The following is a 26,799-nucleotide window of genomic DNA, read 5'->3' on the forward strand; positions in this document are numbered from 1 at the left end:
AAAAGTATGACAGCAGGCGGACAAGCTCAAATTGGTAACGTTGACCTCGTAAAACAACTGAACAGCGCGGCCGTGTACCGCCTGATTGACCAGCATGGGCCTATCTCGCGCATTCAGATCGCGGAACAAAGCCAGCTTGCCCCTGCCAGCGTGACCAAAATCACGCGTCAGCTTATTGAGCGCGGCCTGATCAAAGAAGTCGATCAGCAGGCCTCCACCGGGGGGCGCCGCGCCATCTCCATCATTGCGGAGACGCGTAACTTCAACGCCATTGGCGTGCGCCTTGGCCGCTATGACGCCACCCTGACCCTCTATGATTTAAGCAGCAAGACCCTGGAGGAGGAGCATTTCCCGCTGCCCGAGCGCACCCAGGAAACGCTGGAACACGCCCTGCTGAATATCATCGCCACTTTTATCGAAAACTGTCAGCGCAAAATCCGCGAGCTGATCGCCATCTCGGTGATCCTGCCGGGGCTGGTGGATCCAGAAAGCGGCGTGATCCGCTATATGCCGCACATTGCGGTGGAAAACTGGGGCCTGGTCGGGGCGCTGGAAAAACGCTTCAACGTTACCTGCTTTGTCGGGCACGATATCCGCAGTCTGGCGCTGGCCGAGCACTATTTTGGCGCAAGCCAGGACTGCGAAGACTCCATTCTGGTGCGCGTGCACCGCGGCACCGGGGCGGGGATCATCTCCAACGGACGCATTTTTATTGGCCGTAACGGCAACGTGGGCGAAATTGGCCATATTCAGGTCGATCCGCTGGGCGAACGCTGCCACTGCGGCAACTTCGGCTGCCTGGAGACCGTCGCGGCGAACGCCGCCATCGAACATCGCGTTCGCCATCTGCTGGACCAGGGCTACCAGAGCCGCCTGACCCTCGATGACTGCACGATCAAAACCATCTGCAAAGCGGCCAACAAGGGCGATGCCCTGGCCTGCGAGGTGATCGAGTACGTAGGGCGTCACCTCGGAAAAACGATCGCCATCGCCATCAACCTGTTCAATCCGCAAAAAATCGTCGTCGCCGGCGAAATTGTGGAAGCCGAGAAAGTGCTGCTCCCGGCCATTGAGGGCTGCATTAACGCCCAGGCGCTAAAGGCGTTTCGTAAGAACCTGCCGGTGGTGCGCTCCACCCTCGATCATCGCTCAGCGATTGGCGCCTTCGCGCTGGTCAAACGCGCCATGCTCAATGGCACGCTGCTGCAGCGCTTGCTTGAGAGCTAATCGCCCCCCTCTACAGATAAGCGCGTCGCTCTGTCACTGGCGGGCATCGCCCGTCAGAGGTGTGAAACCGCATCGATGACGCGTATAGTTTCGTCTTTGTTAATGATTCTGGACCCACCATGACCATTCAAAACATAATTTGTGATATTGACGGCGTGCTGATGCACGATAACGTCGCCGTTCCCGGCGCTGCCGAGTTTATCAAGCGCATCCTCGATAAAGGCATGCCGCTGGTGATGCTGACCAACTACCCGTCGCAAACCGGGCAGGATCTGGCGAACCGTTTCGCCACCGCCGGGATTGAGGTGCCGGATAGCGCCTTCTACACCTCGGCAATGGCGACGGCCGATTTTCTGCGCCGCCAGGAAGGCAAGAAAGCCTATGTGGTGGGTGAAGGGGCGCTGATCCACGAGCTGTATAAAGCCGGCTTTACCATCACCGATGTCAACCCGGACTTTGTCATCGTCGGGGAAACCCGCTCCTTTAACTGGGAGATGATGCATAAGGCGGCCTTCTTTGTCGCCAATGGCGCCCGCTTCATTGCCACCAACCCGGATACTCACGGTCGCGGCTTCTACCCGGCCTGCGGCGCCCTGTGCGCCGGGATCGAGAAGATCTCCGGCCGTAAGCCGTTTTACGTCGGTAAACCCAGCCCGTGGATCATCCGCTCAGCGCTGAACAAAATGCAGGCCCACTCCGAACAGACGGTGATCGTCGGCGACAATCTGCGCACCGACATTCTGGCCGGCTTCCAGGCGGGGCTGGAGACCATTCTGGTGCTCTCCGGCGTCTCGACCCTCGACGACATCGACAGCATGCCGTTCCGCCCGTCGTGGATCTACCCTTCCGTCGCGGAAATCGATATTTTCTAATGCCAGCCACGTCTCAGGACGTGGTTGTTCATTTCTGACGCCTGCTAAAAGCCCCCCATCTAATAAAAACGGCTTATAATTGCGTATTCTTCAATAAAGCCGTTCAAAAGATACTCTTTTTTTACTATTCAACAATCGCAGTTGCGTTTTTTCTTTTTCCGGCCGTAAAACCCTTGCGCCGGCTTCCCCTTTACGGCATTTTCTTAAGCACGCACTCAGGCTTCGCCACGAGACGAAGCCAGCACAACATCAAACACGACAGGGTAATGGAGAAGGCTATGTGTTCTATTTTTGGCGTACTAGATATTAAAACTGACGCAGGCGAGCTGCGTAAAAAGGCGCTGGAGCTTTCCCGCCTGATGCGCCATCGCGGTCCGGACTGGTCTGGCGTGTATGCCAGCGACAAAGCGATTCTGGCGCACGAGCGCCTGTCGATTGTCGACGTCAACGCCGGCGCCCAGCCGCTGTACAACGCCGAAAAAACCCATGCGCTGGCCGTTAACGGCGAAATCTACAACCATCAGGCGCTGCGCGCGGAATATGGCGATCGCTATCAGTTCCAGACCGGCTCCGACTGCGAAGTGATCCTCGCGCTGTATCAGGAAAAAGGCCCGGCGTTCCTCGACGACCTGCAGGGGATGTTCGCCTTCGCCCTGTACGACAGCGAAAAAGACGCGTACTTAATTGGCCGCGACCATATCGGTATTATTCCGCTGTATATGGGCCATGACGAACACGGCAACTTCTACGTCGCCTCAGAAATGAAAGCCCTTGTGCCGGTGTGCCGCACCATTAAAGAGTTCCCGGCGGGCAGCTACCTGTGGAGCAAAGACGGTGAAATTCGCCAGTACTATCAGCGCGACTGGTTCGATTACGACGCGGTAAAAGACAACGTTACCGATAAGAACGAACTGCGTCAGGCGCTGGAAGAGTCGGTGAAAAGCCACCTGATGTCCGACGTGCCCTACGGCGTGCTGCTCTCCGGCGGCCTTGATTCTTCGGTCATCTCCGCCATCACCAAGAAATTCGCCGCCCGTCGCGTCGAAGATCAGGAGCGTAGCGAAGCCTGGTGGCCGCAGCTGCACTCCTTCGCGGTCGGTCTGGAAGGCTCTCCCGACCTGAAAGCGGCGCAGGAAGTGGCTAACCACCTCGGCACCGTGCACCATGAAATTCACTTTACCGTTCAGGAAGGGCTGGATGCGATCCGCGACGTTATCTATCACATCGAAACCTACGATGTGACCACCATTCGCGCTTCGACGCCGATGTACCTGATGTCGCGTAAAATTAAAGCCATGGGCATCAAAATGGTGCTTTCCGGCGAAGGCTCGGACGAAGTATTCGGCGGCTACCTCTACTTCCATAAGGCGCCGAACGCCAAAGAACTGCACGAAGAGACGGTGCGTAAGCTGCAGGCGCTGCATATGTTTGACTGCGCTCGCGCCAACAAAGCGATGTCCGCCTGGGGCGTGGAAGCCCGCGTGCCGTTCCTCGATAAGAAGTTCCTCGACGTGGCGATGCGCATCAACCCGCAGGATAAGATGTGCGGCAACGGCAAAATGGAAAAACATATCCTGCGCGAATGCTTTGAATCCTATCTGCCGGCCAGCGTGGCGTGGCGCCAGAAGGAGCAATTCTCTGACGGCGTCGGCTACAGCTGGATCGATACGCTGAAAGAAGTGGCTGCGAAACAGATCAGCGACCAGCAGCTGGAAACCGCAAGCTTCCGCTTCCCGTACAACACGCCGACCTCCAAAGAAGGCTATCTGTACCGCGAGATCTTCGAAGAGCTGTTCCCGCTGCCAAGCGCGGCGGAGTGTGTCCCTGGCGGTCCGTCGGTGGCCTGCTCTTCTGCCAAAGCCATTGAATGGGATGAAGCGTTCAAAACCATGAACGATCCGTCAGGCCGCGCGGTGGGCGTCCACCAGTCGGCCTATAAATAAGCCCTGACAGGCGATGAAACGCGAAACGGACCCTCCGGGGTCCGTTTTCTTTTTGCGGGATTTATGCCGCTGAAAAACGATAAATAACCAATAATTGCCGATTATTGCAGCGAGCTGTTCGCAACCTAACCAAACAGTCACATTACAACGATTTTCCTTGAAAAAGAGGTTGACGCTCGCAGGCCCAATACGCATAATGCGCCCCGCAACGCCGATAAGGTTACGCGAAAAAAAGATGGCTACGTAGCTCAGCTGGTTAGAGCACATCACTCATAATGATGGGGTCACAGGTTCGAATCCCGTCGTAGCCACCATCTTTTTTTGCGGGAGTGGCGAAATTGGTAGACGCACCAGATTTAGGTTCTGGCGCCGCAAGGTGTGCGAGTTCAAGTCTCGCCTCCCGCACCATTCACCAGTCAGCGTTGTACGGATGGGGTATCGCCAAGCGGTAAGGCACCGGTTTTTGATACCGGCATTCCCTGGTTCGAATCCAGGTACCCCAGCCATATTTCTTCGATATTTGCGGTTCACCGCGACGGTATTGGGGTATCGCCAAGCGGTAAGGCACCGGTTTTTGATACCGGCATTCCCTGGTTCGAATCCAGGTACCCCAGCCATCGAAGAAACAGTAAGACAATTTGGCTACGTAGCTCAGCTGGTTAGAGCACATCACTCATAATGATGGGGTCACAGGTTCGAATCCCGTCGTAGCCACCATATTCGGGACGTATCGATACACATCGATAAATCCGCAAACAATTTGTTGGGGTATCGCCAAGCGGTAAGGCACCGGATTCTGATTCCGGCATTCCGAGGTTCGAATCCTCGTACCCCAGCCAAATTAAAAAGTCGTTCAGCAATGAACGCACTGTTGCGCTAAAACCGGGATAGTGACGGTTAAATGCAACAGACAATTGGGGTATCGCCAAGCGGTAAGGCACCGGATTCTGATTCCGGCATTCCGAGGTTCGAATCCTCGTACCCCAGCCACTTCAATGCAAAAAAGCCCACCTCGGTGGGCTTTTTTGTTATTGGCGTTTTGCCATCCTGGCGCATCACTGACTGCCGGGCAGGCGCTTTCCACGACGCCCCTGCCCGCGACGCCGGTTTACAAGCCTAACGCATACTTCAGCGCCTGACGCTTCAGCGCCCCGGCGCGTTCGGCCGCCATCAGGCCAATATTGCGCAGCATCCGCACCGGCGCCAGGTCATTGCTGAATCCGGCGTAAAACAGATCCATCCCCGACTGCATAATAAAATTATCCGCCCGCCGCCGCCCCTGGTAGCGCTTGAGCACCGGCAGGCTGGCCCACTCTTCGCCGCGGCCGCGCGCTTGCGTCAGGACCTCCAGCAGGGCATCCACATCACGGTAGCCAAGGTTAACCCCCTGCCCCGCCAGCGGATGAATGGTGTGCGCCGCATCGCCCACCAGCGCCAGACCAGGCTGAACATACTGCAGCGCATGACGCCGGGTGAGCGGGAAGGCGCCGGCCGCCTGCGGCGTCACCCGCCCGAGACGCGCCGGGAAATGGCGGGCGATCTCCTGCTGGAGCTGGGGCATGGACATGCCCTGCAGCTGACGGATCCGCGCCGGGGCGTCATACCACACCAGCGAGGCCCAGTTGTCGAACAGCGGCAGGAAAGCGCGCGGTCCGCTGGGGGTAAACTGCTGCCAGGTGCTGTCGCCGGGATCGTCGGCGCATTGGACGCTAATGAGCATACAGGATTGCTGATATTGCCAGGCATGCACGCCGATGCCGGCCATCTCCCGCACCTGAGAGCTGGCGCCGTCGGCGCCGATAACCAGCCGGGCGTGGATCGTCTCCCCGTCGCGTAAACGCAACGCCGTCTCCGCCTCGCCGCGCTGCATCGCCTCCAGTTCGCCGCCAACGCGCAGGGTAACCCCTTCGTGCGCCGTCAGCGCTTGCCACAGGCCCCACTGCAGGACCTTGTTCTCGACCATATAGCCCAGCTCCGGCAGCTTAAGCTCGGCGGCGTCAAAGGCGACGTGGGCGCTCTCCCACTCCCAGGTCTCCAGACGACGGTAAGCGTGGACGCGCATCGCCCGCACGGCATCCCAGACGCCAAGGCTTTTCAGCAGGCCGACCGAGGCCGCGCTGATCGCCGAGATCCGCACATCCGGAGCGGATGCCGGATCGAAAGCCGGAGGCGCCGTTTTCTCAAGCACCGTCACGGTAAATCCCTGTTGCGCCAGCCCCAACGCCAGGGCGCCGCCGACCATGCCGCCGCCCACGATGGCGACATCTGTTGCGTGAATTGTCATGGCTATTATCCTTAAAGCAGAATCCGTTAAGTTTACCGGATTTTTCGCCCTCTTGCGGTGATAACGCTCGCACTGGTCAGGGGGCGACCAAAGCATTACAATACGCGCCCTGGAATGCGAAATTCACCCTGTATATATCCCCGCGTTTTGGATATCTATTACTGAGCATGAGCAAGTCAATGACAAAAAAACTCCATATTAAAACCTGGGGCTGTCAGATGAACGAGTATGATTCATCAAAGATGGCCGATCTGCTGGATGCGACACATGGGTATCAACTGACCGAAGTGGCGGAAGAAGCAGATGTGCTGTTGCTCAATACCTGCTCAATTCGTGAGAAGGCCCAGGAAAAAGTTTTCCATCAGCTTGGCCGCTGGAAGCTGCTGAAAGAGAAGAACCCGGACCTGATTATTGGCGTTGGCGGCTGCGTGGCTTCCCAGGAAGGCGACCATATTCGTCAGCGCGCGCACTATGTCGATATTATTTTCGGGCCGCAAACCCTGCACCGCCTGCCGGAGATGATTAACTCCGTGCGCGGCAACCGCAGCCCGGTGGTTGATATCAGCTTCCCGGAAATTGAAAAATTCGATCGTCTGCCAGAACCGCGCGCCGAAGGCCCGACCGCCTTTGTCTCGATTATGGAAGGCTGCAACAAATACTGCACCTACTGCGTGGTGCCCTACACCCGCGGAGAAGAAGTCAGCCGCCCGTGCGACGATATCCTGTTTGAAATCGCCCAACTGGCGGCGCAGGGCGTGCGTGAAGTCAACCTGCTGGGCCAGAATGTGAACGCCTGGCGCGGCGAGAACTACGACGGCACTACCGGCAGCTTTGCCGATCTGCTGCGCCTGGTGGCCGCTATCGACGGCATCGACCGCATTCGCTTCACCACCAGCCACCCGATCGAATTTACCGACGATATCATCGACGTCTATCGCGATACGCCGGAGTTGGTGAGCTTCCTGCACCTGCCGGTGCAAAGCGGCTCCGACCGCGTGCTGAACCTGATGGGACGCACCCATACCGCGCTGGAGTATAAAGCGATTATTCGCAAGCTGCGTGAAGCGCGTCCGGATATTCAGATAAGCTCCGACTTTATCGTCGGCTTCCCCGGCGAAACTACGGAAGATTTCGAAAAGACAATGAAGCTTATCGCCGACGTCAATTTCGATATGAGCTACAGCTTTATCTTCTCCGCCCGTCCGGGCACCCCGGCGGCCGATATGGTAGACGACGTGCCGGATGCAGATAAGAAACAGCGTCTGTATATTCTGCAGGAGCGCATCAACCAGCAGGCGATGGCCTGGAGCCGTCGCATGCTCGGCACGGTACAGCGCATCCTGGTGGAAGGCACGTCGCGCAAGAACATCATGGAGCTTTCCGGACGTACGGAGAACAACCGGGTGGTCAACTTTGAAGGCACCCCGGACCTCGTCGGCAAGTTTGTGGATGTCGAAATTGTCGATGTTTACACCAACTCGCTGCGCGGCAAAATCGTGCGCACCGAAGCGGAGATGGGTCTGCGTATCGCTGAATCACCTGAATCAGTGATTGCCCGCACCCGTAAAGAGAACGATCTTGGCGTGGGTATCTATCAGCCGTGATCCCTTCAGGCCTGTCGGTTCCGGCAGGCCTTGTAATTCCTCTCTCCGTCCCTATATCTACAGCAATGCTTGCGCCATTTTCCTGTGACGTAAATAATTTCCTGATTAGCCGGCCACGCGCCGCGTCCGGCCACCTGCGTAAAGAGGAACAGTTTGAACATAGACACTCGTGAAATTACCCTGGAGCCAGCGGATAACGCACGCCTGTTAGCCCTGTGCGGCCCGTTTGACGACAACATCAAACAGCTGGAACGTCGGTTAGGCATTGAGATCAACCGCCGTGACAATCACTTTAAACTGACCGGACGCGCCCTATGCGTGCACGCCGCCGCCGATATTCTGCGCAGCCTGTATGTCGACACGGCGCCGATGCGCGGTCAGATTCAGGATATTGAACCAGAGCAGATCCATCTGGCGATCAAAGAGGCGCGCGTGCTGGAGCAGAGCGCCGAGAGCGTGCCGGAGTACGGAAAAGCCGTCAATATCAAGACCAAGCGCGGGGTGATCAAACCGCGTACGTCGAACCAGGCGCAGTACATCGCCAATATCCTCGATCACGACATCACCTTCGGCGTGGGTCCGGCAGGTACCGGGAAAACCTATCTGGCGGTGGCGGCGGCGGTCGATGCGCTGGAGCGCCAGGAGATCCGCCGCATTCTGCTGACCCGTCCGGCCGTCGAGGCGGGCGAAAAGCTCGGCTTCCTGCCCGGCGATCTGAGCCAGAAGGTCGACCCGTATCTGCGCCCGCTGTACGACGCGCTGTTCGAGATGCTCGGCTTTGAGAAGGTGGAAAAGCTGATTGAGCGTAACGTCATCGAAGTGGCTCCGCTGGCCTATATGCGCGGACGGACGCTGAATGACGCCTTTATCATTCTTGATGAAAGCCAGAACACCACCATCGAGCAGATGAAGATGTTCCTGACCCGCATCGGCTTTAACTCCAAGGCGGTGATCACCGGCGACATCACGCAGATTGACCTGCCGCGCAGCACCAAATCCGGTCTGCGCCACGCCATCGAAGTGCTGGCGGAAGTCGATGAGATCAGCTTCAACTTCTTCCATAGCGAAGACGTGGTCCGCCATCCGGTGGTCGCCCGCATCGTGAACGCCTATGAGGCATGGGAAGCCGCAGACCAGAAACGTAAAGCAGAACTGGCCGCCGAGCGCAAACGCGAAGCCCAGGAACAGGAGCAAAAATGAGTCAGGTGATCCTCGATTTACAGCTGGCCTGCGAAGAGACCAGCGGCCTGCCGGACGAAGCCCTTTTTCAACGCTGGGTCGACGCCGTCATTCCGCCGTTTCAGGAGGAGTCAGAGTTAACGATTCGTCTGGTCGACGTTGCAGAAAGCCATGAGCTGAACCTGACCTATCGCGGCAAGGATAAACCGACCAATGTCCTCTCTTTCCCGTTTGAAGCGCCGCCGGGGATTGAAATACCGCTGCTCGGCGATCTGATCATTTGCCGTCAGGTGGTGGAGCAGGAAGCCAGCGAGCAAGGGAAGCCGCTGGAGGCGCACTGGGCGCATATGGTGGTTCACGGCAGCCTGCATCTGCTGGGCTACGATCACATCGAAGATGACGAAGCGGAAGAGATGGAAGCCCTCGAAACAGAGATAATGCTTGCTCTGGGCTATGAGGACCCGTACATTTCCGAGAAGATTGCTGAATAGCCCCCTGCCGGATGGCGGCGCTTGCGTCTCATCCGGCCGCTGTTCATGCATTTTACCCGCCTGAACCTCAGGCAACCCATGCCGTCCGGCGCTGAGTGTACGCGCGACGAGCGACATTAAATCAACATGAGAACCCAAACGACGCCATGAGCGACGACAATTCACACAGTAGTGACACAGTAAACAGCAAAAAGGGATTTTTCTCCCTGTTACTCAGCCAGCTCTTTCACGGGGAACCGAAAAACCGCGATGAACTGCTGGCGCTGATCCGTGATTCCGGGCAGAACGACCTTATCGATGAAGATACCCGTGACATGCTCGAAGGGGTAATGGATATCGCCGACCAGCGGGTCCGCGACATTATGATCCCCCGTTCACAAATGATTACCCTGAAACGCAATCAGACGCTGGACGAGTGCCTTGATGTCATCATCGAATCCGCCCACTCGCGCTTCCCGGTTATCAGTGAAGATAAAGATCACATCGAAGGGATTCTGATGGCCAAGGATCTGCTGCCGTTTATGCGCAGCGACGCCGAAGCTTTCAGCATGGAAAAAGTGTTACGGCCGGCGGTTGTCGTTCCGGAAAGCAAGCGGGTCGACCGCATGCTGAAAGAGTTTCGCTCACAGCGCTACCATATGGCGATCGTTATTGACGAATTCGGCGGTGTCTCCGGTCTGGTGACCATCGAGGATATCCTTGAGCTCATCGTCGGGGAAATTGAAGACGAGTACGACGAAGAAGAAGATATCGATTTCCGCCAGCTGAGCCGCCATACGTGGACGGTGCGCGCTCTGGCCTCCATCGAAGACTTCAATGACGCCTTCGATACGCACTTCAGCGATGAAGAAGTGGATACCATTGGCGGACTGGTAATGCAGGCCTTTGGCCACCTGCCGGCTCGCGGCGAATCTATCGACATTGATGGTTACCAATTCAAGGTAGCAATGGCAGATAGTCGTCGTATCATTCAGGTGCATGTTAAGCTGCCGGATGACGCTCCCCAGCCGAAGCTGGAAGAGTAAGCGGCGGCGCTGAAGGTCACGGCCAGCCGGGAGACAGACCGTGGGCGATCCCCGGTTGTCCCCTCCCCCGGCTGGCAAACAGCATAGCCTGTGGCAACAGGCGTTAATTAACGGGACGATTAGCCTAAATGGTATTTGCCTCTCTTCTTGAACGTCAGCGCGTACGTCTGCTGCTGGCGCTGCTATTCGGAGCCAGCGGAACGCTGGCTTTTTCACCTTATGACTTCTGGCCCGCGGCGATTATTTCGCTGGTCGGTCTGCAGGCGTTAACCCTCAACCGCCGCCCGCTGCAAAGCGCCGGCATCGGCTATTTCTGGGGGCTCGGCCTGTTCGGCACGGGTATCAACTGGGTCTATGTCAGCATCGCGCAGTTTGGCGGTATGCCGGGCCCGGTTAACGTCTTCCTCGTCGTGCTGCTGGCGGCCTATCTCTCGCTCTACACCGGCCTGTTTGCCGGCCTGCTCGCCCGTCTGTGGCCCAAAACCAGCTGGCTGCGGGTGGCGATCGCCGCTCCCGTCGTCTGGCAGATCACCGAGTTCCTGCGCGGCTGGGTGCTGACCGGTTTTCCGTGGCTGCAGTTCGGCTACAGCCAGATTGACGGCCCGCTGAAAGGCCTGGCGCCGGTGATGGGCGTCGAGGCGATCAACTTCCTGCTGATGATGGTAAGCGGCCTGCTGGCCCTGGCCCTCGTACAGCGCAACGGGAAGTCGCTGGTCATTGCCGCGCTGCTGTTCGCCCTGCCGTTCCCGCTGCGCTATATCCAGTGGTATCAGCTGCTGCCGGCGCGTGCGACGCAGGTCTCGCTGGTGCAAGGCGATATCCCGCAGGCCATGAAGTGGGACGAGAAGCAGCTGGTTAACACTCTGAAAACCTATCTGGCGCTGACCCAGCCGCATATCGGCCACTCGCAGCTGATTATCTGGCCCGAATCGGCGATCCCGGATCTCGAGATCAACCAGCAGCAGTTCCTCAGCATGATGGACGATCTGCTGCGCGCAAAAGACAGCTCACTGATCACCGGCATCGTCGACGCGCGTCTCAATAAGCAGAACCGCTACGACACCTACAACACCATCATTACCCTCGGCAAAGATAACCCTTACCGCTACGACTCGACCAACCGCTACAACAAGAACCATCTGGTGCCGTTCGGCGAGTTTGTACCGCTGGAGTCGATTCTGCGTCCGCTGGCGCCATTCTTCGACCTGCCGATGTCCTCCTTCAGCCGCGGTCCCTACGTGCAGCCGCAGCTGATGGCGCATAACCTAAAGCTGACCGCGGCCATCTGCTACGAGATCATCCTCGGGGAACAGGTGCGGGATAACTTCCGTCCGGACACCGACTTCCTGCTGACCATCTCCAACGACGCCTGGTTCGGCAAGTCCATCGGCCCGTGGCAACACTTCCAGATGGCGCGGATGCGCGCCCTGGAGCTGGCCCGCCCGCTGCTGCGCAGCACCAACAACGGCATTACCGCCGTCATCGGCCCGCGCGGCGAGATTCAGAAGATGATCCCGCAGTTTACCCGCGAGGTGTTGACCACCACCGTGACGCCCACCAGCGGCTTGACCCCTTACGCCCGCACTGGCAACTGGCCGCTGTGGGCGCTGACGGCGCTGCTCGGCTTCGGCGCGCTGCTGATGAGCCTGCGTCAGCGTCGCCGATAAATGCTCTGCCGGCGACGCCCGTCGTCGGCTTTTTTTTCTTCCCGTCATTTGCCACCCTGGCACAGTCATTGCTTTATTTAATCGGGTAGCGCCGTCCTCTGGCCCAGTGCAACCGGGTTGCACCATAAACGATCGGCGGTCGCGCTATTTTGGTGCAATGGAAGATATTTGCCTCCGATTGGTGCGGAGCGCTTCGCAAAAATAAACAATAAAACAGCAAAATCTTTACATTAAGCCAAACTAAATGCTAACAAACACATACAAATGCGGCACGTGGATGCGTGCCCCCAATAACAACACACACAATCACAATGGGTATCAATAGCGTCGGTGACGCTGCGGATAAGGAGTTGGATATGCAATTACGTAAACTGGCCACGGCAATGCTGGTAATGGGAATGACCGCTGGTCTGGCGCAGGCGGAAGATGCTGCCCCGGCGGCTGGCCAGAGCACTCTGGATAAGATCGCGAAAAATGGCGTTATCGTTGTCGGCCATCGCGAATCTTCCGTCCCTTTCTCTTACTACGATAACCAACAGAAGGTTGTGGGTTACTCTCAGGACTACTCCAACGCCATCGTCGATGCCATCAAGAAAAAACTGAACAAACCCGATCTGCAGGTCAAACTGATCCCGGTTACCTCGCAGAATCGTATCCCGCTGCTGCAGAATGGCACCTTTGATTTCGAGTGCGGCTCAACCACCAACAACCTCGAGCGCCAGAAGCAGGCGGCCTTCTCCGATACTATCTTCGTCGTCGGCACTCGTCTGCTGGTGAAGAAAGGCGGCCCGATCAAAGATTTCCCGGACCTGAAGGATAAGGCGGTCGTTGTCACCTCCGGGACCACCTCAGAGATCCTGCTGCATAAGCTGAACGATGAGAAAAAAATGAATATGCGCATCATCAGCGCCAAAGATCATGGCGACTCTTTCCGCACCCTGGAGAGCGGACGCGCGGTGGCCTTTATGATGGATGACGCTCTGCTGGCCGGCGAACGCGCCAAGGCGAAGAAACCGGATAACTGGGAAATCGTCGGCACCGCGCAGTCGAAAGAAGCCTATGGCTGCATGCTGCGTAAGGACGATCCGGCCTTCAAGGCGCTGGTCGATGAAACCGTTGCCCAGGCCCAGACCTCTGGCGAAGCGGCGAAGTGGTTCGATAAATGGTTCAAAAACCCGATTCCGCCAAAAAATCTTAACCTGAACTTCGAGCTGTCGGACGACATGAAAGCGCTGTTCAAATCACCTAATGACAAAGCACTGAACTAATTATAACAACCAGGGGCGGGATATCCTGCCCTCCCGATGGTTGTCACAGCACGGACAGACTATACGGCGGCTGGTCGTTCCCCAGCCGCCGCGAATACCGAAACAAGCTGGACAACCGTCTTCGAGGGTAGCAATGGCTACCCTTTTTTTTCCAGGAGTCATGTATGTCAATAGACTGGAACTGGGGGATATTCCTGCAACAGGCCCCCTTCGGCAACACTACCTACCTGGGCTGGCTGTGGAGCGGTTTTCAGATCACCGTCGCCCTCTCCATCTCGGCCTGGATCATCGCTTTTCTCGTCGGCTCGCTGTTCGGTATTTTGCGCACGGTGCCCAATCGTCTGCTCTCAGGGATTGGCACCTGCTATGTCGAACTGTTTCGCAACGTGCCGCTGATCGTGCAGTTCTTTACCTGGTACCTGGTGGTGCCGGAATTCCTGCCGGAAAATATCGGCATGTGGTTTAAATCGGAGCTGGACCCAAACATTCAGTTCTTTGTCTCCTCGATGCTGTGCCTGGGGCTGTTTACCGCCGCTCGCGTCTGCGAGCAGGTACGCGCCGCTATTCAGTCGCTGCCGCGCGGGCAAAAGAACGCCGGTCTGGCGATGGGGTTGACCCTGCCGCAAACCTACCGCTACGTGCTGCTGCCGAACGCCTATCGCGTTATCGTGCCGCCGATGACCTCGGAGATGATGAACCTGGTGAAAAACTCGGCCATCGCCTCCACCATCGGTCTGGCCGATATGGCCGCGCAGGCGGGCAAACTGCTGGACTACTCCGCTCATGCCTGGGAGTCTTTTACCGCCATCACCCTGGCCTATGTTTTCATCAACGCGGTGATTATGCTGATTATGTATGTGGTCGAGCGTAAGGTTCGCCTGCCTGGCAATATGGGAGGCAAATAATGTACGATTTTGACTGGAGTTCGATCGTTCCCTCCATGCCCTACCTGCTGGCGGGGCTGGTGATCACCCTGAAGATCACAGTGATCGCCATCGTGGTCGGTATCGTCTGGGGCACCCTGCTGGCGGTAATGCGCCTGTCCAGCTTTCTGCCGCTGGCCTGGTTTGCTAAATCCTACGTTAACGTGTTCCGTTCTATCCCGCTGGTGATGGTTCTGCTGTGGTTCTACCTGATTGTCCCGGGCTTCCTGCAGAACGTGTTGGGACTGTCGCCGAAAACGGATATTCGCCTGATCTCGGCGATGGTGGCGTTTTCGATGTTCGAAGCCGCCTACTACTCGGAGATTATCCGCGCCGGCATCCAGAGCATCTCCCGCGGCCAGTCGAGCGCCGCGCTGGCGCTGGGAATGACCCACTGGCAGTCGATGCGGCTGGTGATCCTGCCGCAGGCCTTCCGCGCCATGGTGCCGCTGCTGTTAACCCAGGGGATCGTCCTCTTCCAGGATACCTCGCTGGTGTATGTATTGAGCCTCGCCGACTTCTTCCGTACCGCCTCGACGATTGGCGAGCGTGACGGGACCCAGGTCGAAATGATCCTGTTCGCGGGCGGCGTCTATTTTGTGATTAGCCTCAGCGCCTCGCTGTTGGTCAGCTGGTTGAAGAAAAGGACTGTGTAATGATTACCCTGAAAAATGTTTCAAAATGGTATGGTCACTTTCAGGTGCTGACCGATTGCTCCACGGAAGTGAAAAAAGGCGAAGTCGTGGTGGTCTGCGGGCCGTCAGGCTCCGGTAAATCCACACTGATTAAAACCGTGAACGGCCTTGAGCCGGTGCAGCAGGGGCAGATTATCGTCGATGGCACCGTGGTTAACGATAAAAAGACCAATCTTGCCAAACTGCGCTCGCATGTCGGAATGGTGTTTCAGCATTTTGAACTGTTCCCGCACCTGTCGATTATCGACAACCTGACGCTGGCGCAGGTTAAGGTGCTCAATCGTGACAAAGCGTCATCGCGCAAGAAGGGTCTCAAGCTGCTGGAGCGCGTGGGCCTGGCGGCGCATGCGGAAAAATATCCGGCGCAGCTCTCCGGCGGCCAGCAGCAGCGCGTGGCCATCGCCCGTGCGCTGTGCATGGACCCGATCGCCATGCTGTTTGATGAACCTACCTCCGCGCTCGACCCGGAGATGATCAACGAGGTACTGGACGTCATGGTGGAACTGGCCAACGAAGGGATGACTATGATGGTGGTTACCCACGAAATGGGCTTCGCCCGCAAGGTGGCCAACCGGGTGATCTTTATGGATGAAGGAAAGATTGTCGAAGACGCCGATAAAGAAGCGTTCTTCGCTAACCCACAATCCGATCGCGCCAAAGACTTCCTCGCCAAAATTCTGCACTAACTTCTGCGGCGCGCACGATATCACCGTGCGCGCCTGTCAGCCCCTCCCCTTTTCAATCGCTTCATCTCAAAGCGACAGCTTCACAACGTGAAGTAAAAATTTCACAAAGAATTCAAGGGCCGTAGAATAGATTAACCGCCACGTCATCGTTAGCATACGGCATCTTGTAATAATCCCCGTGAGTTTAAATTTCTTGAAAATAATATTTCAATTGACTTGCTATACGTCGCGCAGGCTATTTCATGCCGCGCACAACCATTAATTATAATCTTACTCAATGAAACAAACGGATATTGCTTCATGCGGACTAACACTAACAGACTGGCCATTATTTTGTGTTTAAATTTGCTCACCTGCTTTACCGCCTGGGCGGGTATTGAGGCCGCAACGGTAAACCAGGTTGAACAGGATAAAGCCCGTGAAAGCGCATTAATGCCCCATCAGCAGCAATACCAATCTTCTCGCACCTATGCGAAAACGCAAACCTTGATATTTCCCGAAGAAGCGACCTGTCGGTATATCACGAAAGTTGATATTACCTCCGAGGACAACGCAAAAACCACCGCCCTCCTCGGGAAGATCGCAGCCCAGGCGCCCGGCCATTGCCTCGGAATAGATGGGATTCGCCTGCTGACGAACGCCTTACAAAATGAACTGATAACGCAAGGGTATATTACTTCTCTGATCGATATCCCTTCTCAGTCACTAGAAGGGGGCATTCTCAAAATAACGCTGACTTATGGCAAAACGGGGCATATTGATTTTGCGCCGAATAGTGCCGTGACGAACCTGTGGACCTCCATGCCCACGCATACCGGTAAAATCCTGCGCCTCAGCGATCTTGAACAAGGGATGGCTAACCTGCAGCGGCTGCCTGGCACCAGCGCCCATATGAAGCTGCGGCCCGGGGAACACATTGGCGAAAGTGATATTGAAATCGCCCGGGTAATGGATAAACAGTGGCAGGTTGGCGCCTGGCTTGATGACGCAGGCAGCCGCGCCAGCGGTCGCTATCAGGGCGGCGGCGCGCTATACCTTTACGATTTATCTTCATTGAACGATATTCTTTCCATCTCGGCAGGCGGCGACGTTGAATTCAACCAGCACAACGACGGCAACCATAACGGCAATCTTTACTACTCCGTGCCTTTTGGTTACTGGTCATTGAGCCTGTACGGCTCCTACAGCCAGTACCGCCAGCTGTTTAAAGGAAGATGGTCAAGCATCGACTATAAAAGTAAAAACCGTTATTACAGCGCGACCCTTAGCCGCCTGCTTTCGCATACCCGACAACAAAAAACGACCGCCGATCTGCGCATAGCAAAGAGCAGTTCGCACTACTTTTTTGGCGGCGATGAGCTGCATGTAATGCGTAAACAAAATCCTGTCTGGGAATTTACCCTGCGCTACCAGCGCTATTTTAACAATAAAATTGTCGACGCCAGCGTAGGTATTCAGCGCAGCCTGCCGTGGCTCAGCTCCGTGCCTACGCCGGAGGAAAAAGCCGGTTTATATAGCCGCCATTCGCGCATCGTTCACGCCGATATACAGGCCTTAATGCAGTTTGCCGCAACCGGCGATAAGTTTAGCTGGATGCCGCGTTTCCATGCCCAGTTCAGCCCGGATAGATTATCTTCGGACAACCAGTTTAATATCGGCAATCGCTGGACGGTTCGCGGCTTTGATGGTGAAAATACGCTTTCGGCCAATCAAGGCTGGTACTGGCGCAATGATTTTAGCTGGAATATTCCCACCCCCGACCGGCAGGTATATCTTGGTCTTGACTTCGGCCGGATCATTGGTAGCGAGCGCGCCAGGCAAGGAAAAAGTCTTTCTGGCGCAGTCGGCGGCGTCCGCGGAGAAATAGCGTCTACGCAATATGACTTTTTTATCGGCACGCCCATCAGTAAACCTGACGACTTTCATAGCGATGCCATGAATATGGGCTTTTCATTACAGTGGAGGTATTAGTTTTCATCAGCACATTACTGCAATTTACTGATTCATTTTTTCATATTTAAAGGAATAAATTACATGTTTAAATTCAAGGTTTCATATGTTGCGCTGGCTGCAGCGCTAAGTTCATCCGTTGTTTATGCCGATCCCTCAAGCTATACGCATAAATCAGGGGCTAATGTTATTGATATCGAAGCCCCAAATGCCGCTGGCGTCTCGCATAACTTATATCGCGAATTTAACGTCGGCCCTAACGGCACCATATTAAACAATAGTGCCAGTGACGTTAATCACGAAACTCACGGTAATATCGCAAAGAATAACAATCTGACCAACGGCAGCGCTTCCGTCATTTTAAATGAAGTGACCTCCAATAAAATGAGTAACCTGCAGGGCTTTATCGAGGTTAACGGACAAAAAGCCGATGTCGTTATCGCCAACCCTAACGGCATCTCCTGCTCCGGATGCAGTTTTATTAATACTAACAAAGCAGTGCTGACGACAGGCCAGGTCAATCTGAGCGACACCGGCGCGATTGATAGCTATACGGTCACGCAGGGTAAAATCACCATCGGTGATAAAGGCATGAACGCCTCCTCAAACTATGCGATCTTGCTTGCGGATGCCATTGCGATTAACGGTACCCTTAACGCCGCCAGCACCGCCCTCAGCGCGGGTAACTTCACATATAATAACGCTACCGGAGAGATAGCAAACCATGGGAAAACGGCTACGGTCATGCAGATGCTCATACCGGAATATAGTATTGATATCAGCAATCTAGGCGGTATCAAGGCCAATAGCATCAGTATGGTGGGGAATACCTTAGGCCTCGGCGTGCGTAATAAAGGCGTTATTAGCGCAAACTCTATGCTTATGATGACGAGCTATGGTTCTCTGATTAATGAGGGCGCCATCAACGCGGACGGCCTTGTCGCTAATATGGTGTCTGCAGGGGATATGAAAAATAAAGGTACCATTAATAGCACCGCTTACGCTACGGCGTTGTCCAGTTTGGGGACATTAAACAATGAAGGCACTATTGCCAGCAGCAAAACACTTGGCGTAAATGCTAGCGGCGATCTCGTTAACGCGGGTACTTTTAGGGGAACTCAGATGCTATCCGTAGCCAGCGGGGGCAATCTCACTACTCGCTATGGGTCCTATATCGACTCTGATGGCCAGTTAGCCGTGTCCGCTGTCAATATCGATAACGGCGGTTCAATCCTGGGCGATGTCACAAACATTGCTTTCAGCGGCAATACGCTTAACGTCACCGGCAACATCCGGGCTAACTCCAGCCTGACCGTGCAAGCTAAAAAGGATGACAACATCACTTCGGGGAAGATATATAACAAAGGTCGCATTGAAGGTAACGATGTATCCATAGTGACTAACGGTAATCTGGATCAGGAAGGGAATATTGTTGGTCAACATTCCCTGTCGATTAAAGGCGATGTGATCGATAATATTTATTATATTTACGGCGACACGCTGAGCATCGAGAGTAACTACCTGCGGAACAGGGCAACGATCGACGGGAATGCTGTCAACATCACCGCGAATAACGGCATACTTAATGAGGGTCAAATGATGAGTAGCGGGGACATGACTCTGTATACGCAGCAAACCGCTGACATCACCAACTATAAAACGATTAAGGCGAATGGTTCCCTGACGATGACCACCCGGTATGTCAAAAATGGTGGCTACCGCTGCGGTTTCCTGAACCTTTCAATTTGTAATGCAGGTTCTCTTTCTGCTGATAAGTTAGTGGTCAATTCTTACCATAACTACGCCTCTGACATGGGTGGTCGCCAGCAGTATAAACAGGCAGAAATAAATACTATTCGTTGACAATAAGCGATGCGCTGGCGACAGCGCATCGCCGATGAGTCTCCGCAAATGACATAGCCTTGTTATCAGACAGCGCCCACGCCCCATTAGCAAGCGCACCGCGCATCTTATTCCAAATTAATTTGGTCAATATCATACGCTGAGCTGGCTGCGATACGCTGCGCGTTATGCTCCACGATAATCCGTGGCGGTGTAAAAAATATGAGCATAACACCAATAAATCTATAAGGTTTATATTGCCCCATTAGATTTATCATTAATTATTTTTTCACCGGCCCGGCGCAATCATTCAGCACCGGGCCCGATCGATCAGGGCTCAAACGGGCGACGCTGGAACTGATCGTGGCCGCACTTCGGACAGCGCGGTAGCACATCCGGGGTATACACCGCCAGGTGATAGTGACACTTCTCACACACCAGGTTACCTAAACCGACCACTTCGCCGCTGTGGTATACGCCGTGGTGATTCAGATCCTGAAAAACCTCCCGCCACTCAAGCTGGGTTTTGTCAGTGATATCGGCCAGCTCCTGCCACAGGCTCTCTTTGATCACCCGCATAAACACGCTGTCGCTCTCGTCTTCATGACTCTCTTCGTAGCTGCGGGCAAACTCCTCAAGATCGCGCTTGACCGCGGCTATTACCGACTCAATCTCGCTCTGCGTCAGATCGCCGGCGCGGACAATTTTATCGCGTGCCTGCGTCACCAGCGCGTCAATATCGCGTTCTCCATGGCGGAGCCGTTCGCTGAGCGAGGAGACCAGTTCACGGTAATATTGAGCAACCTTGTTCATCATTTCGCCTCCGGTGTGGTTAACGTCTTCTGATAATAGACCTTATTCCTCTCCCGCTGTGTCTGACAAGCCACAGACTCGCGAAATAATCTGCCCAGCTTTTGCCGATGTTGATGTGCGAAAAGCTGTTTTGACGTTGGCGTTTGGGCTATGCTATGCCGATCTGAAATAACACATCCATTGGCTACATTTTGTAGCTGTATTGAAAACAGGACCACTGGCTGCCATGCAAGAGCAATACCGCCCGGAAGAGATAGAATCGAAAGTCCAGCTTCACTGGGACGAAAATCGTACATTTGAAGTAACTGAAGACGAGAGCAAAGAGAAGTATTACTGCCTGTCGATGCTTCCTTATCCTTCTGGTCGACTACACATGGGTCACGTGCGTAACTACACCATCGGCGACGTGATTGCCCGCTATCAGCGCATGCTGGGTAAAAACGTCCTGCAGCCGATTGGCTGGGATGCGTTCGGTCTGCCTGCGGAAGGCGCGGCGGTAAAAAACAACACCGCGCCAGCGCCGTGGACCTACGACAACATCGCCTACATGAAAAACCAGCTCAAAATGCTGGGCTTCGGCTATGACTGGAGCCGTGAGCTGGCGACCTGCACCCCGGAATACTACCGCTGGGAGCAGAAGTTCTTCACCGAGCTGTACAAAAAAGGCCTGGTGTACAAAAAAACCTCCGCGGTGAACTGGTGCCCGAACGACCAGACCGTACTGGCCAACGAGCAGGTTATCGACGGCTGCTGCTGGCGCTGCGACACCAAAGTCGAGCGTAAAGAGATCCCGCAGTGGTTTATTAAAATCACCGCCTACGCCGATGAGCTGTTGAACGATCTGGATAAGCTGGACCACTGGCCGGACACCGTGAAGACCATGCAGCGCAACTGGATCGGCCGTTCTGAAGGGGTGGAAATCTCCTTTGACGTTAACCATTACGCCGACAAGCTGACCGTCTACACCACCCGCCCGGACACCTTTATGGGCTGTACCTACCTGGCGGTCGCTGCGGGTCACCCGCTGGCGCAGCAGGCTGCGGCCAACAATCCGGCGCTGGCCACCTTCATCGACGAATGCCGCAACACCAAAGTGGCGGAAGCCGACATGGCGACGATGGAGAAAAAAGGCGTCGATACCGGCTTTAAAGCTATCCACCCGCTGACCGGCGAAGAAATTCCGGTGTGGGCGGCTAACTTCGTGCTGATGGAGTACGGCACCGGCGCGGTGATGGCCGTTCCGGGTCACGACCAGCGCGACTACGAGTTCGCCAGCAAATACGGGCTGAACATCAAGCCGGTGATCCTCGCCGCCGACGGTTCTGAGCCAGATCTCTCGGAGCAGGCGCTGACCGAGAAAGGCGTCCTGTTTAACTCCGGCGAGTTCAGCGGCCTCGATTATGAAGCGGGCTTCAACGCCATTGCCGACAAACTGGCAGCCATGGGCGTCGGCGAACGTAAAATTAACTACCGCCTGCGCGACTGGGGCGTGTCCCGTCAGCGCTACTGGGGCGCGCCGATCCCGATGGTCACCCTGGAAGACGGCACCGTGCTGCCGACCCCGGAAGATCAGCTGCCGGTGATCCTGCCGGAAGACGTGGTCATGGACGGCATCACCAGCCCGATCAAAGCCGATCCTGAATGGGCCAAGACCACGGTTAACGGCCAGCCAGCGCTGCGCGAAACCGACACCTTTGACACCTTTATGGAGTCCTCCTGGTACTATGCGCGCTACACCTGCCCGCAGTATCAGGAAGGGATGCTGGATTCGCAAGCGGCCAACTACTGGCTGCCGGTCGATATCTACATCGGCGGTATCGAACACGCGATCATGCACCTGCTCTACTTCCGCTTCTTCCACAAGCTGATGCGCGACGCGGGCATGGTCAACTCCGATGAGCCGGCGAAACAGCTGCTGTGCCAGGGCATGGTGCTGGCTGACGCTTTCTACTACGTAGGCGAAAACGGCGAACGTAACTGGGTCTCCCCGGTTGACGCCATCGTCGAACGTGACGAAAAAGGCCGCATCGTGAAAGCGAAAGACGCGGCGGGCCACGAGCTGGTGTACACCGGCATGAGCAAGATGTCCAAGTCGAAAAACAACGGCATCGACCCGCAGGTCATGGTTGAGCGCTACGGCGCGGATACCGTGCGTCTGTTCATGATGTTCGCCTCCCCGGCGGATATGACCCTCGAGTGGCAGGAATCTGGCGTCGAAGGGGCGAACCGCTTCCTGAAACGCGTCTGGAAGCTGGTCTACGAACACACCACCAAAGGGGACGTTGCGGCCCTGAACGTGGCGGCGCTGAGTGAAGATCAGAAAGCGCTGCGTCGCGATATCCACAAAACCATCGCCAAAGTGACCGATGACATCGGTCGTCGTCAGACCTTCAACACCGCCATCGCGGCGATCATGGAGCTGATGAACAAGCTGGCGAAAGCGCCGCAGGAAGATGAGCAGGATCGCGCTCTGATGCAGGAAGCCCTGCTGGCGGTCGTGCGTATGCTCAACCCGTTCACCCCGCACGCCAGCTTCACCCTGTGGCGTGAGCTGAACGGTGAAGGCGATATCGACAACGCGCCGTGGCCAGTGGCAGATGAAAGTGCGATGGTGGAAGACAGCACCCTCGTCGTCGTCCAGGTCAACGGCAAAGTTCGTGGTAAAATTACCGTTGCGGTAGACGCAACTGAAGAGCAGGTCCGCGAGCGCGCCGGCCAGGAGCATCTGGTGGCGAAGTATCTCGACGGCAAAACCGTGCGTAAAGTGATTTACGTTCCGGGTAAACTGCTCAATCTGGTCGTTGGCTAAGCGCGGGAGGAAGCGTGCGATATCTGGTAACAATGTTGTTATCTCTGGCGGTGCTTGCCACCGCCGGCTGTGGCTGGCATCTGCGTAGCACTACCAAGGTGCCCACCACCATGAAAACCATGATCTTCCAGTCGAGCGATCCGAACGGGCCGTTAAGCCGCGCGGTGCGTAATCAGCTGCGTCTTAACGGCGTGGAACTGATCGACGCCAGCACGCTGCGTAAAGATGTCCCTTCTCTGCGCCTCGATGGATCGTCGATTCAGAAAGATACGGCATCGGTGTTCCAGGACGGTCGTACGGCGGAATATCAGATGGTCATGACCGTTCATGCCAGCGTCCTGATCCCGGGTCACGATATCTATCCGATAACCACCAAGGTCTATCGTTCGTTCTTTGATAACCCGCAGGCGGCGCTAGCCAAAGACGCCGAGCAGGATATGATTATCCAGGAAATGTACGATAAAGCGGCGGAACAGCTGATTCGTAAACTGCCAAGCGTTCAGGTAGCGGATGTTGAAGCCACCCAGCAGGAAGAAAAACCGGTCGCGGGCAGCACCGCGCCGGCGTCCTCGGGTAACCGCGTCTCCACCACGCTGGGTCAATGATGATTCGGTTGTACCCGGAACAGCTCCGCGCGCAGCTCACTGAAGGGCTGCGCGCGGCCTATCTGCTGCTTGGCAACGATCCTCTGCTGTTGCAGGAAAGCCAGGACGCTATTCGCGAAGCCGCTGCCGCGCAGGGCTTTACCGAACACCACACCTTCACTATCGATAGCAGCACCGACTGGCAGGCGCTTTTCGCCTTAAGCCAGGCGATGAGCCTGTTTGCCAGCCGGCAAACCCTGCTGTTGATCCTGCCGGAAAACGGCCCCAACGCGGCGATCAACGAACAGCTGGCGACGCTGGTCGGTCTGCTGCACGACGACCTGCTGCTGATCGTTCGCGGCAGTAAGTTGACTAAAGCCCAGGAGAATGCCGCGTGGCTCACCGCGCTGGCTCAGCGCGCCGTCCAGGTCAGCTGCCAGACGCCGGAATACGCGCAGCTGCCGCGCTGGCTGGCCGCGCGGGCCAAACAGCATCAGCTGCAGCTCGACGACGCGGCCAGCCAGCTGCTGTGCTACTGTTACGAAGGCAATCTGCTGGCGCTGGCGCAGGCGCTGGAGCGTCTGGCGCTCCTCTGGCCGGACGGTAAGCTGACCCTGCCCCGCGTTGAGCAGGCGGTGAACGATGCCGCGCACTTTACCCCTTACCATTGGGTCGATGCCCTACTGGCAGGCAAAAGTAAGCGCGTGCTGCACGTTCTGCAGCAGCTCCGTCTTGAAGGCTGCGAGCCGGCGATCCTGCTGCGTACGCTACAGCGGGAGCTGCTGCTGCTGGTCACCCTCAAGCGCCAGTCGGCGCAGACGCCGCTGCGTTCGCTGTTTGATAAACATCGGGTCTGGCAAAACCGCCGTCAGCTGCTCAGCGACGCCCTCGCCCGACTCAGCGGCGAACAGCTGCGCCAGGCGGTGACCCTTCTGACCCGCGCGGAACTGACCTTTAAACAGGATTACGGGTACGACGTCTGGCCCGAACTGGAAAGTCTTTCGTTGTTGCTCTGCCACAAAGCCCTGGCGGACGTTTTTATTGATGGTTGATATGACTCACTTACAGGCAATCTATGGCGGCACCTTCGATCCGGTGCATTATGGTCACCTCAAGCCGGTCGAGATCCTGGCGAATCAGATTGGCCTGAGCAAGGTCATCATCATGCCTAATAACGTCCCGCCGCATCGTCCCCAGCCGGAAGCCACCAGCGCCCAGCGCGTGCACATGCTGAAGCTGGCGATTGCCGATAAGCCGCTGTTCACGCTCGATGAACGCGAACTGCGGCGCGATACCCCCTCCTGGACGGCGCAAACGCTGCAGGAGTGGCGCCAGGAGCAGGGGCCGCACAAGCCGCTGGCGTTTATCATTGGCCAGGATTCGCTGCTCACCTTTCCCACCTGGCATAACTATGAAACCATCCTCGACAATGTCCACCTGATTGTCTGCCGCCGGCCGGGTTACCCGCTGACCATGGCCCATGAGGCCGATCAGCGCTGGCTGGATCGCCATTTAACCCACGACGTGGAGTCTTTGCATCACCGCCCTTCCGGCGTGATCTACCTGGCTGAGACCCCGTGGTTCGATATTTCGGCGACGATCATTCGCCAGCGCCTTGAGCGCGGCGAGTCCTGCGCCGAGATGCTGCCGGCCGCGGTGCTGGACTACATCCGCGAGCAGGGTCTCTATTGCTGACCCCGGGCTGGGCCTGGCGCGAAAAAAGCGCTATCGTAACGCCACCTCTCCAACGCCTGTCAGAGCCTGTTCATGAAATTGTGGTTAGTTCGCCATGGCGAAACCGAAGCTAACGTTGCCGGGTTATACAGCGGCCATGCCCCCACGCCCCTGACGCCGCGCGGCGTCGCTCAGGCGCGAGCGCTCGGTGAACGACTGCGCGCGGCGCCTTTCGATAAAGTCTTCTGCAGCGAGCTGGCGCGGACCGGGACAACGGCCGATCTGCTGCTTGGCGATCGCGCTATCCCGCGCGAATGCCATGCCGCGCTCAATGAGATGTTTTTCGGCGACTGGGAGATGCGCCATCATCGCGACCTCCAGCGAGAAGATGCGGAAAACTATGCCGCATGGTGCGCTGACTGGCAGCACGCGGCCCCGACCAACGGCGAAAGCTTTCAGCGTTTTGCCCGCCGTGTCAGCGAGTTTACCCCCACGCTGACCGACTGCCGCCATCTTGACCACCTGCTGATCGTCGGCCATCAGGGCGTCCTGAGCCTGCTGACCGCCCTGCTGTTGCAGATGCCCGCCGCGGCGATGTGGCACTTTCCGATAGCCCATGGCGCCTGGAGTCTCCTCGACATTCGCGACGATTTCACCACCCTGCGGGTATTAAATAGCCAGGCCGTCTGGCAGCCGCAACAAGAATTCCCGCCGAACCATTGACAGGCCAGAGCAGGCTGCTATTCTCCGCTGCCAGGCAGCATCCGCCAAAGCAGGTTTGCAGAAATTGTTTTACAAAAATGGCGATGCAATCCTCGGCGAGGGATGGGATGATACTCCGCCGCGAACGCCTGCCGACAGACATTTCACCCGACTTTTTCATTAGTTCAGGTATACTGTCAGGCTCTTTATGATTATCAATCTTCACGCACCCAGGGGGAACACTTGCAGGGTAAAGCACTCCAGGATTTTGTTATCGACAAAATTGATGACCTGAAAGGTCAGGACATCGTTGCCATTGATGTACATGGCAAATCCAGCATCACCGATTGCATGATTATCTGCACCGGCACCTCCACGCGTCATGTGATGTCCATCGCCGACCACGTGGTTCAGGAATCCCGCGCCGCCGGCTTGCTGCCCCTGGGCGTTGAAGGGGAAGCCGCCGCCGACTGGATCGTCGTCGACCTCGGCGACGTGATGGTTCACGTCATGCAGGAAGAGAGCCGTCGTCTGTACGAGCTGGAAAAACTCTGGAGTTAA

At 56.4% G+C, this 26,799-nt stretch carries 22 protein-coding genes and 7 tRNA genes; 27 read left to right on the forward strand and 2 right to left on the reverse strand.

The features are described from left to right. Positions 1–6: 6 nt before the first annotated feature. From nagC to LGM20_RS18120, 10 genes are all read left to right on the forward strand, one after another. Positions 7–1,227, forward strand: a complete 1,221-nt coding sequence (gene nagC, locus LGM20_RS18075; protein WP_032455136.1) for a DNA-binding transcriptional regulator NagC — start codon at positions 7–9, stop codon at positions 1,225–1,227. A 119-nt stretch (positions 1,228–1,346) separates the two neighbouring features. Next, positions 1,347–2,099 carry an HAD-IIA family hydrolase gene (locus LGM20_RS18080; RefSeq protein ID WP_023288846.1) on the forward strand — a complete coding sequence of 251 codons (753 nt, stop codon included), beginning with the start codon at positions 1,347–1,349 and terminating at the stop codon, positions 2,097–2,099. A 278-nt stretch (positions 2,100–2,377) separates the two neighbouring features. Next, entirely contained in the window at positions 2,378–4,042 is a 1,665-nt protein-coding gene (asnB, locus tag LGM20_RS18085; protein WP_032455135.1) for an asparagine synthase B, read from the forward strand. A 237-nt stretch (positions 4,043–4,279) separates the two neighbouring features. Beyond that, a tRNA-Met gene (locus tag LGM20_RS18090) sits at positions 4,280–4,356 on the forward strand. A gap of 9 nt (positions 4,357–4,365) precedes the next feature. Then, a tRNA-Leu gene (locus LGM20_RS18095) sits at positions 4,366–4,450 on the forward strand. Positions 4,451–4,473: 23 nt separating this feature from the next. Beyond that, positions 4,474–4,548, forward strand: a tRNA-Gln gene (locus tag LGM20_RS18100). A gap of 36 nt (positions 4,549–4,584) precedes the next feature. Then, positions 4,585–4,659, forward strand: a tRNA-Gln gene (locus LGM20_RS18105). Between the two features lie 23 nt (positions 4,660–4,682). Further along, a tRNA-Met gene (locus LGM20_RS18110) sits at positions 4,683–4,759 on the forward strand. Between the two features lie 47 nt (positions 4,760–4,806). Beyond that, positions 4,807–4,881: transfer RNA gene (locus tag LGM20_RS18115), tRNA-Gln, on the forward strand. Positions 4,882–4,957: 76 nt separating this feature from the next. Beyond that, positions 4,958–5,032, forward strand: a tRNA-Gln gene (locus LGM20_RS18120). A gap of 118 nt (positions 5,033–5,150) precedes the next feature. Here the strand turns inward: LGM20_RS18120 and ubiF are convergent. Then, positions 5,151–6,326, reverse strand: coding sequence for a 3-demethoxyubiquinol 3-hydroxylase (gene ubiF / locus LGM20_RS18125; RefSeq protein WP_044521625.1), 1,176 nt, complete (start codon positions 6,324–6,326; stop codon positions 5,151–5,153). 179 nt (positions 6,327–6,505) lie between these two features. On the opposite strand from ubiF, the gene miaB reads away from it, so the two are divergent. From miaB to LGM20_RS18180, 11 genes are all read left to right on the forward strand, one after another. Next, positions 6,506–7,930, forward strand: a complete 1,425-nt coding sequence (gene miaB / locus LGM20_RS18130; protein WP_004885906.1) for a tRNA (N6-isopentenyl adenosine(37)-C2)-methylthiotransferase MiaB — start codon at positions 6,506–6,508, stop codon at positions 7,928–7,930. Between the two features lie 153 nt (positions 7,931–8,083). Continuing rightward, the gene (locus LGM20_RS18135) at positions 8,084–9,130 is read left to right on the forward strand and encodes a PhoH family protein (protein ID WP_044521622.1); all 1,047 of its coding nucleotides are present in this window, start codon (positions 8,084–8,086) and stop codon (positions 9,128–9,130) included. Next, positions 9,127–9,600, forward strand: coding sequence for an rRNA maturation RNase YbeY (gene ybeY / locus LGM20_RS18140; RefSeq protein ID WP_044521621.1), 474 nt, complete (start codon positions 9,127–9,129; stop codon positions 9,598–9,600). The genes LGM20_RS18135 and ybeY overlap by 4 nt, the downstream gene beginning before the upstream one ends. Positions 9,601–9,746: 146 nt before the next feature. Next, on the forward strand, positions 9,747–10,625 hold the full coding sequence (corC, locus tag LGM20_RS18145; RefSeq protein WP_004197606.1) for a CNNM family magnesium/cobalt transport protein CorC: 879 nt from the start codon (positions 9,747–9,749) through the stop codon (positions 10,623–10,625). 128 nt (positions 10,626–10,753) lie between these two features. Beyond that, entirely contained in the window at positions 10,754–12,292 is a 1,539-nt protein-coding gene (gene lnt, locus LGM20_RS18150; protein WP_044521618.1) for an apolipoprotein N-acyltransferase, read from the forward strand. 356 nt (positions 12,293–12,648) lie between these two features. Then, entirely contained in the window at positions 12,649–13,560 is a 912-nt protein-coding gene (locus LGM20_RS18155; RefSeq protein WP_023288842.1) for an amino acid ABC transporter substrate-binding protein, read from the forward strand. A gap of 164 nt (positions 13,561–13,724) precedes the next feature. After that, positions 13,725–14,465, forward strand: a complete 741-nt coding sequence (locus LGM20_RS18160; RefSeq protein ID WP_032455129.1) for an amino acid ABC transporter permease — start codon at positions 13,725–13,727, stop codon at positions 14,463–14,465. After that, positions 14,465–15,139 (forward strand): glutamate/aspartate ABC transporter permease GltK, encoded by a 675-nt coding sequence (gene gltK / locus LGM20_RS18165; protein WP_002894707.1) that lies wholly within the window; start codon positions 14,465–14,467, stop codon positions 15,137–15,139. The genes LGM20_RS18160 and gltK overlap by 1 nt, the downstream gene beginning before the upstream one ends. Then, on the forward strand, positions 15,139–15,864 hold the full coding sequence (locus tag LGM20_RS18170; RefSeq protein WP_004885898.1) for an amino acid ABC transporter ATP-binding protein: 726 nt from the start codon (positions 15,139–15,141) through the stop codon (positions 15,862–15,864). Before gltK ends, LGM20_RS18170 begins: the two co-directional genes overlap by 1 nt. Positions 15,865–16,164: 300 nt before the next feature. Then, positions 16,165–17,835, forward strand: a complete 1,671-nt coding sequence (locus LGM20_RS18175; protein ID WP_077255366.1) for a ShlB/FhaC/HecB family hemolysin secretion/activation protein — start codon at positions 16,165–16,167, stop codon at positions 17,833–17,835. Positions 17,836–17,898: 63 nt separating this feature from the next. Beyond that, positions 17,899–19,677: a filamentous hemagglutinin N-terminal domain-containing protein gene (locus tag LGM20_RS18180; protein WP_044521616.1), complete on the forward strand. Its 1,779-nt coding sequence runs from the start codon at positions 17,899–17,901 to the stop codon at positions 19,675–19,677. A gap of 309 nt (positions 19,678–19,986) precedes the next feature. On the opposite strand, the gene LGM20_RS18185 is transcribed toward LGM20_RS18180, so the two are convergent. Continuing rightward, positions 19,987–20,469 (reverse strand): zinc ribbon-containing protein, encoded by a 483-nt coding sequence (locus LGM20_RS18185; RefSeq protein ID WP_025999140.1) that lies wholly within the window; start codon positions 20,467–20,469, stop codon positions 19,987–19,989. 226 nt (positions 20,470–20,695) lie between these two features. Between LGM20_RS18185 and leuS the strand changes: the two genes are divergently transcribed. The 6 genes from leuS (at position 20,696) to rsfS (ending at position 26,799) form a co-directional block, all read left to right on the forward strand. Beyond that, positions 20,696–23,278, forward strand: a complete 2,583-nt coding sequence (leuS, locus tag LGM20_RS18190; RefSeq protein WP_044521615.1) for a leucine--tRNA ligase — start codon at positions 20,696–20,698, stop codon at positions 23,276–23,278. Positions 23,279–23,292: 14 nt separating this feature from the next. Beyond that, positions 23,293–23,883: an LPS assembly lipoprotein LptE gene (lptE, locus tag LGM20_RS18195; protein WP_004885890.1), complete on the forward strand. Its 591-nt coding sequence runs from the start codon at positions 23,293–23,295 to the stop codon at positions 23,881–23,883. Next, positions 23,883–24,914, forward strand: a complete 1,032-nt coding sequence (gene holA / locus LGM20_RS18200) for a DNA polymerase III subunit delta (RefSeq protein WP_032428664.1) — start codon at positions 23,883–23,885, stop codon at positions 24,912–24,914. Before lptE ends, holA begins: the two co-directional genes overlap by 1 nt. Further along, entirely contained in the window at positions 24,907–25,557 is a 651-nt protein-coding gene (gene nadD / locus LGM20_RS18205) for a nicotinate-nucleotide adenylyltransferase (RefSeq protein ID WP_032455122.1), read from the forward strand. Before holA ends, nadD begins: the two co-directional genes overlap by 8 nt. Positions 25,558–25,629: 72 nt before the next feature. After that, positions 25,630–26,259: an adenosylcobalamin/alpha-ribazole phosphatase gene (locus LGM20_RS18210; protein WP_044521614.1), complete on the forward strand. Its 630-nt coding sequence runs from the start codon at positions 25,630–25,632 to the stop codon at positions 26,257–26,259. Between the two features lie 222 nt (positions 26,260–26,481). Next, complete coding sequence (gene rsfS, locus LGM20_RS18215) at positions 26,482–26,799, forward strand: ribosome silencing factor (protein ID WP_023288834.1); 318 nt, start codon at positions 26,482–26,484, stop codon at positions 26,797–26,799.

Source organism: Klebsiella quasipneumoniae subsp. quasipneumoniae, assembly GCF_020525925.1.
Taxonomy (GTDB): domain Bacteria; phylum Pseudomonadota; class Gammaproteobacteria; order Enterobacterales; family Enterobacteriaceae; genus Klebsiella; species Klebsiella quasipneumoniae.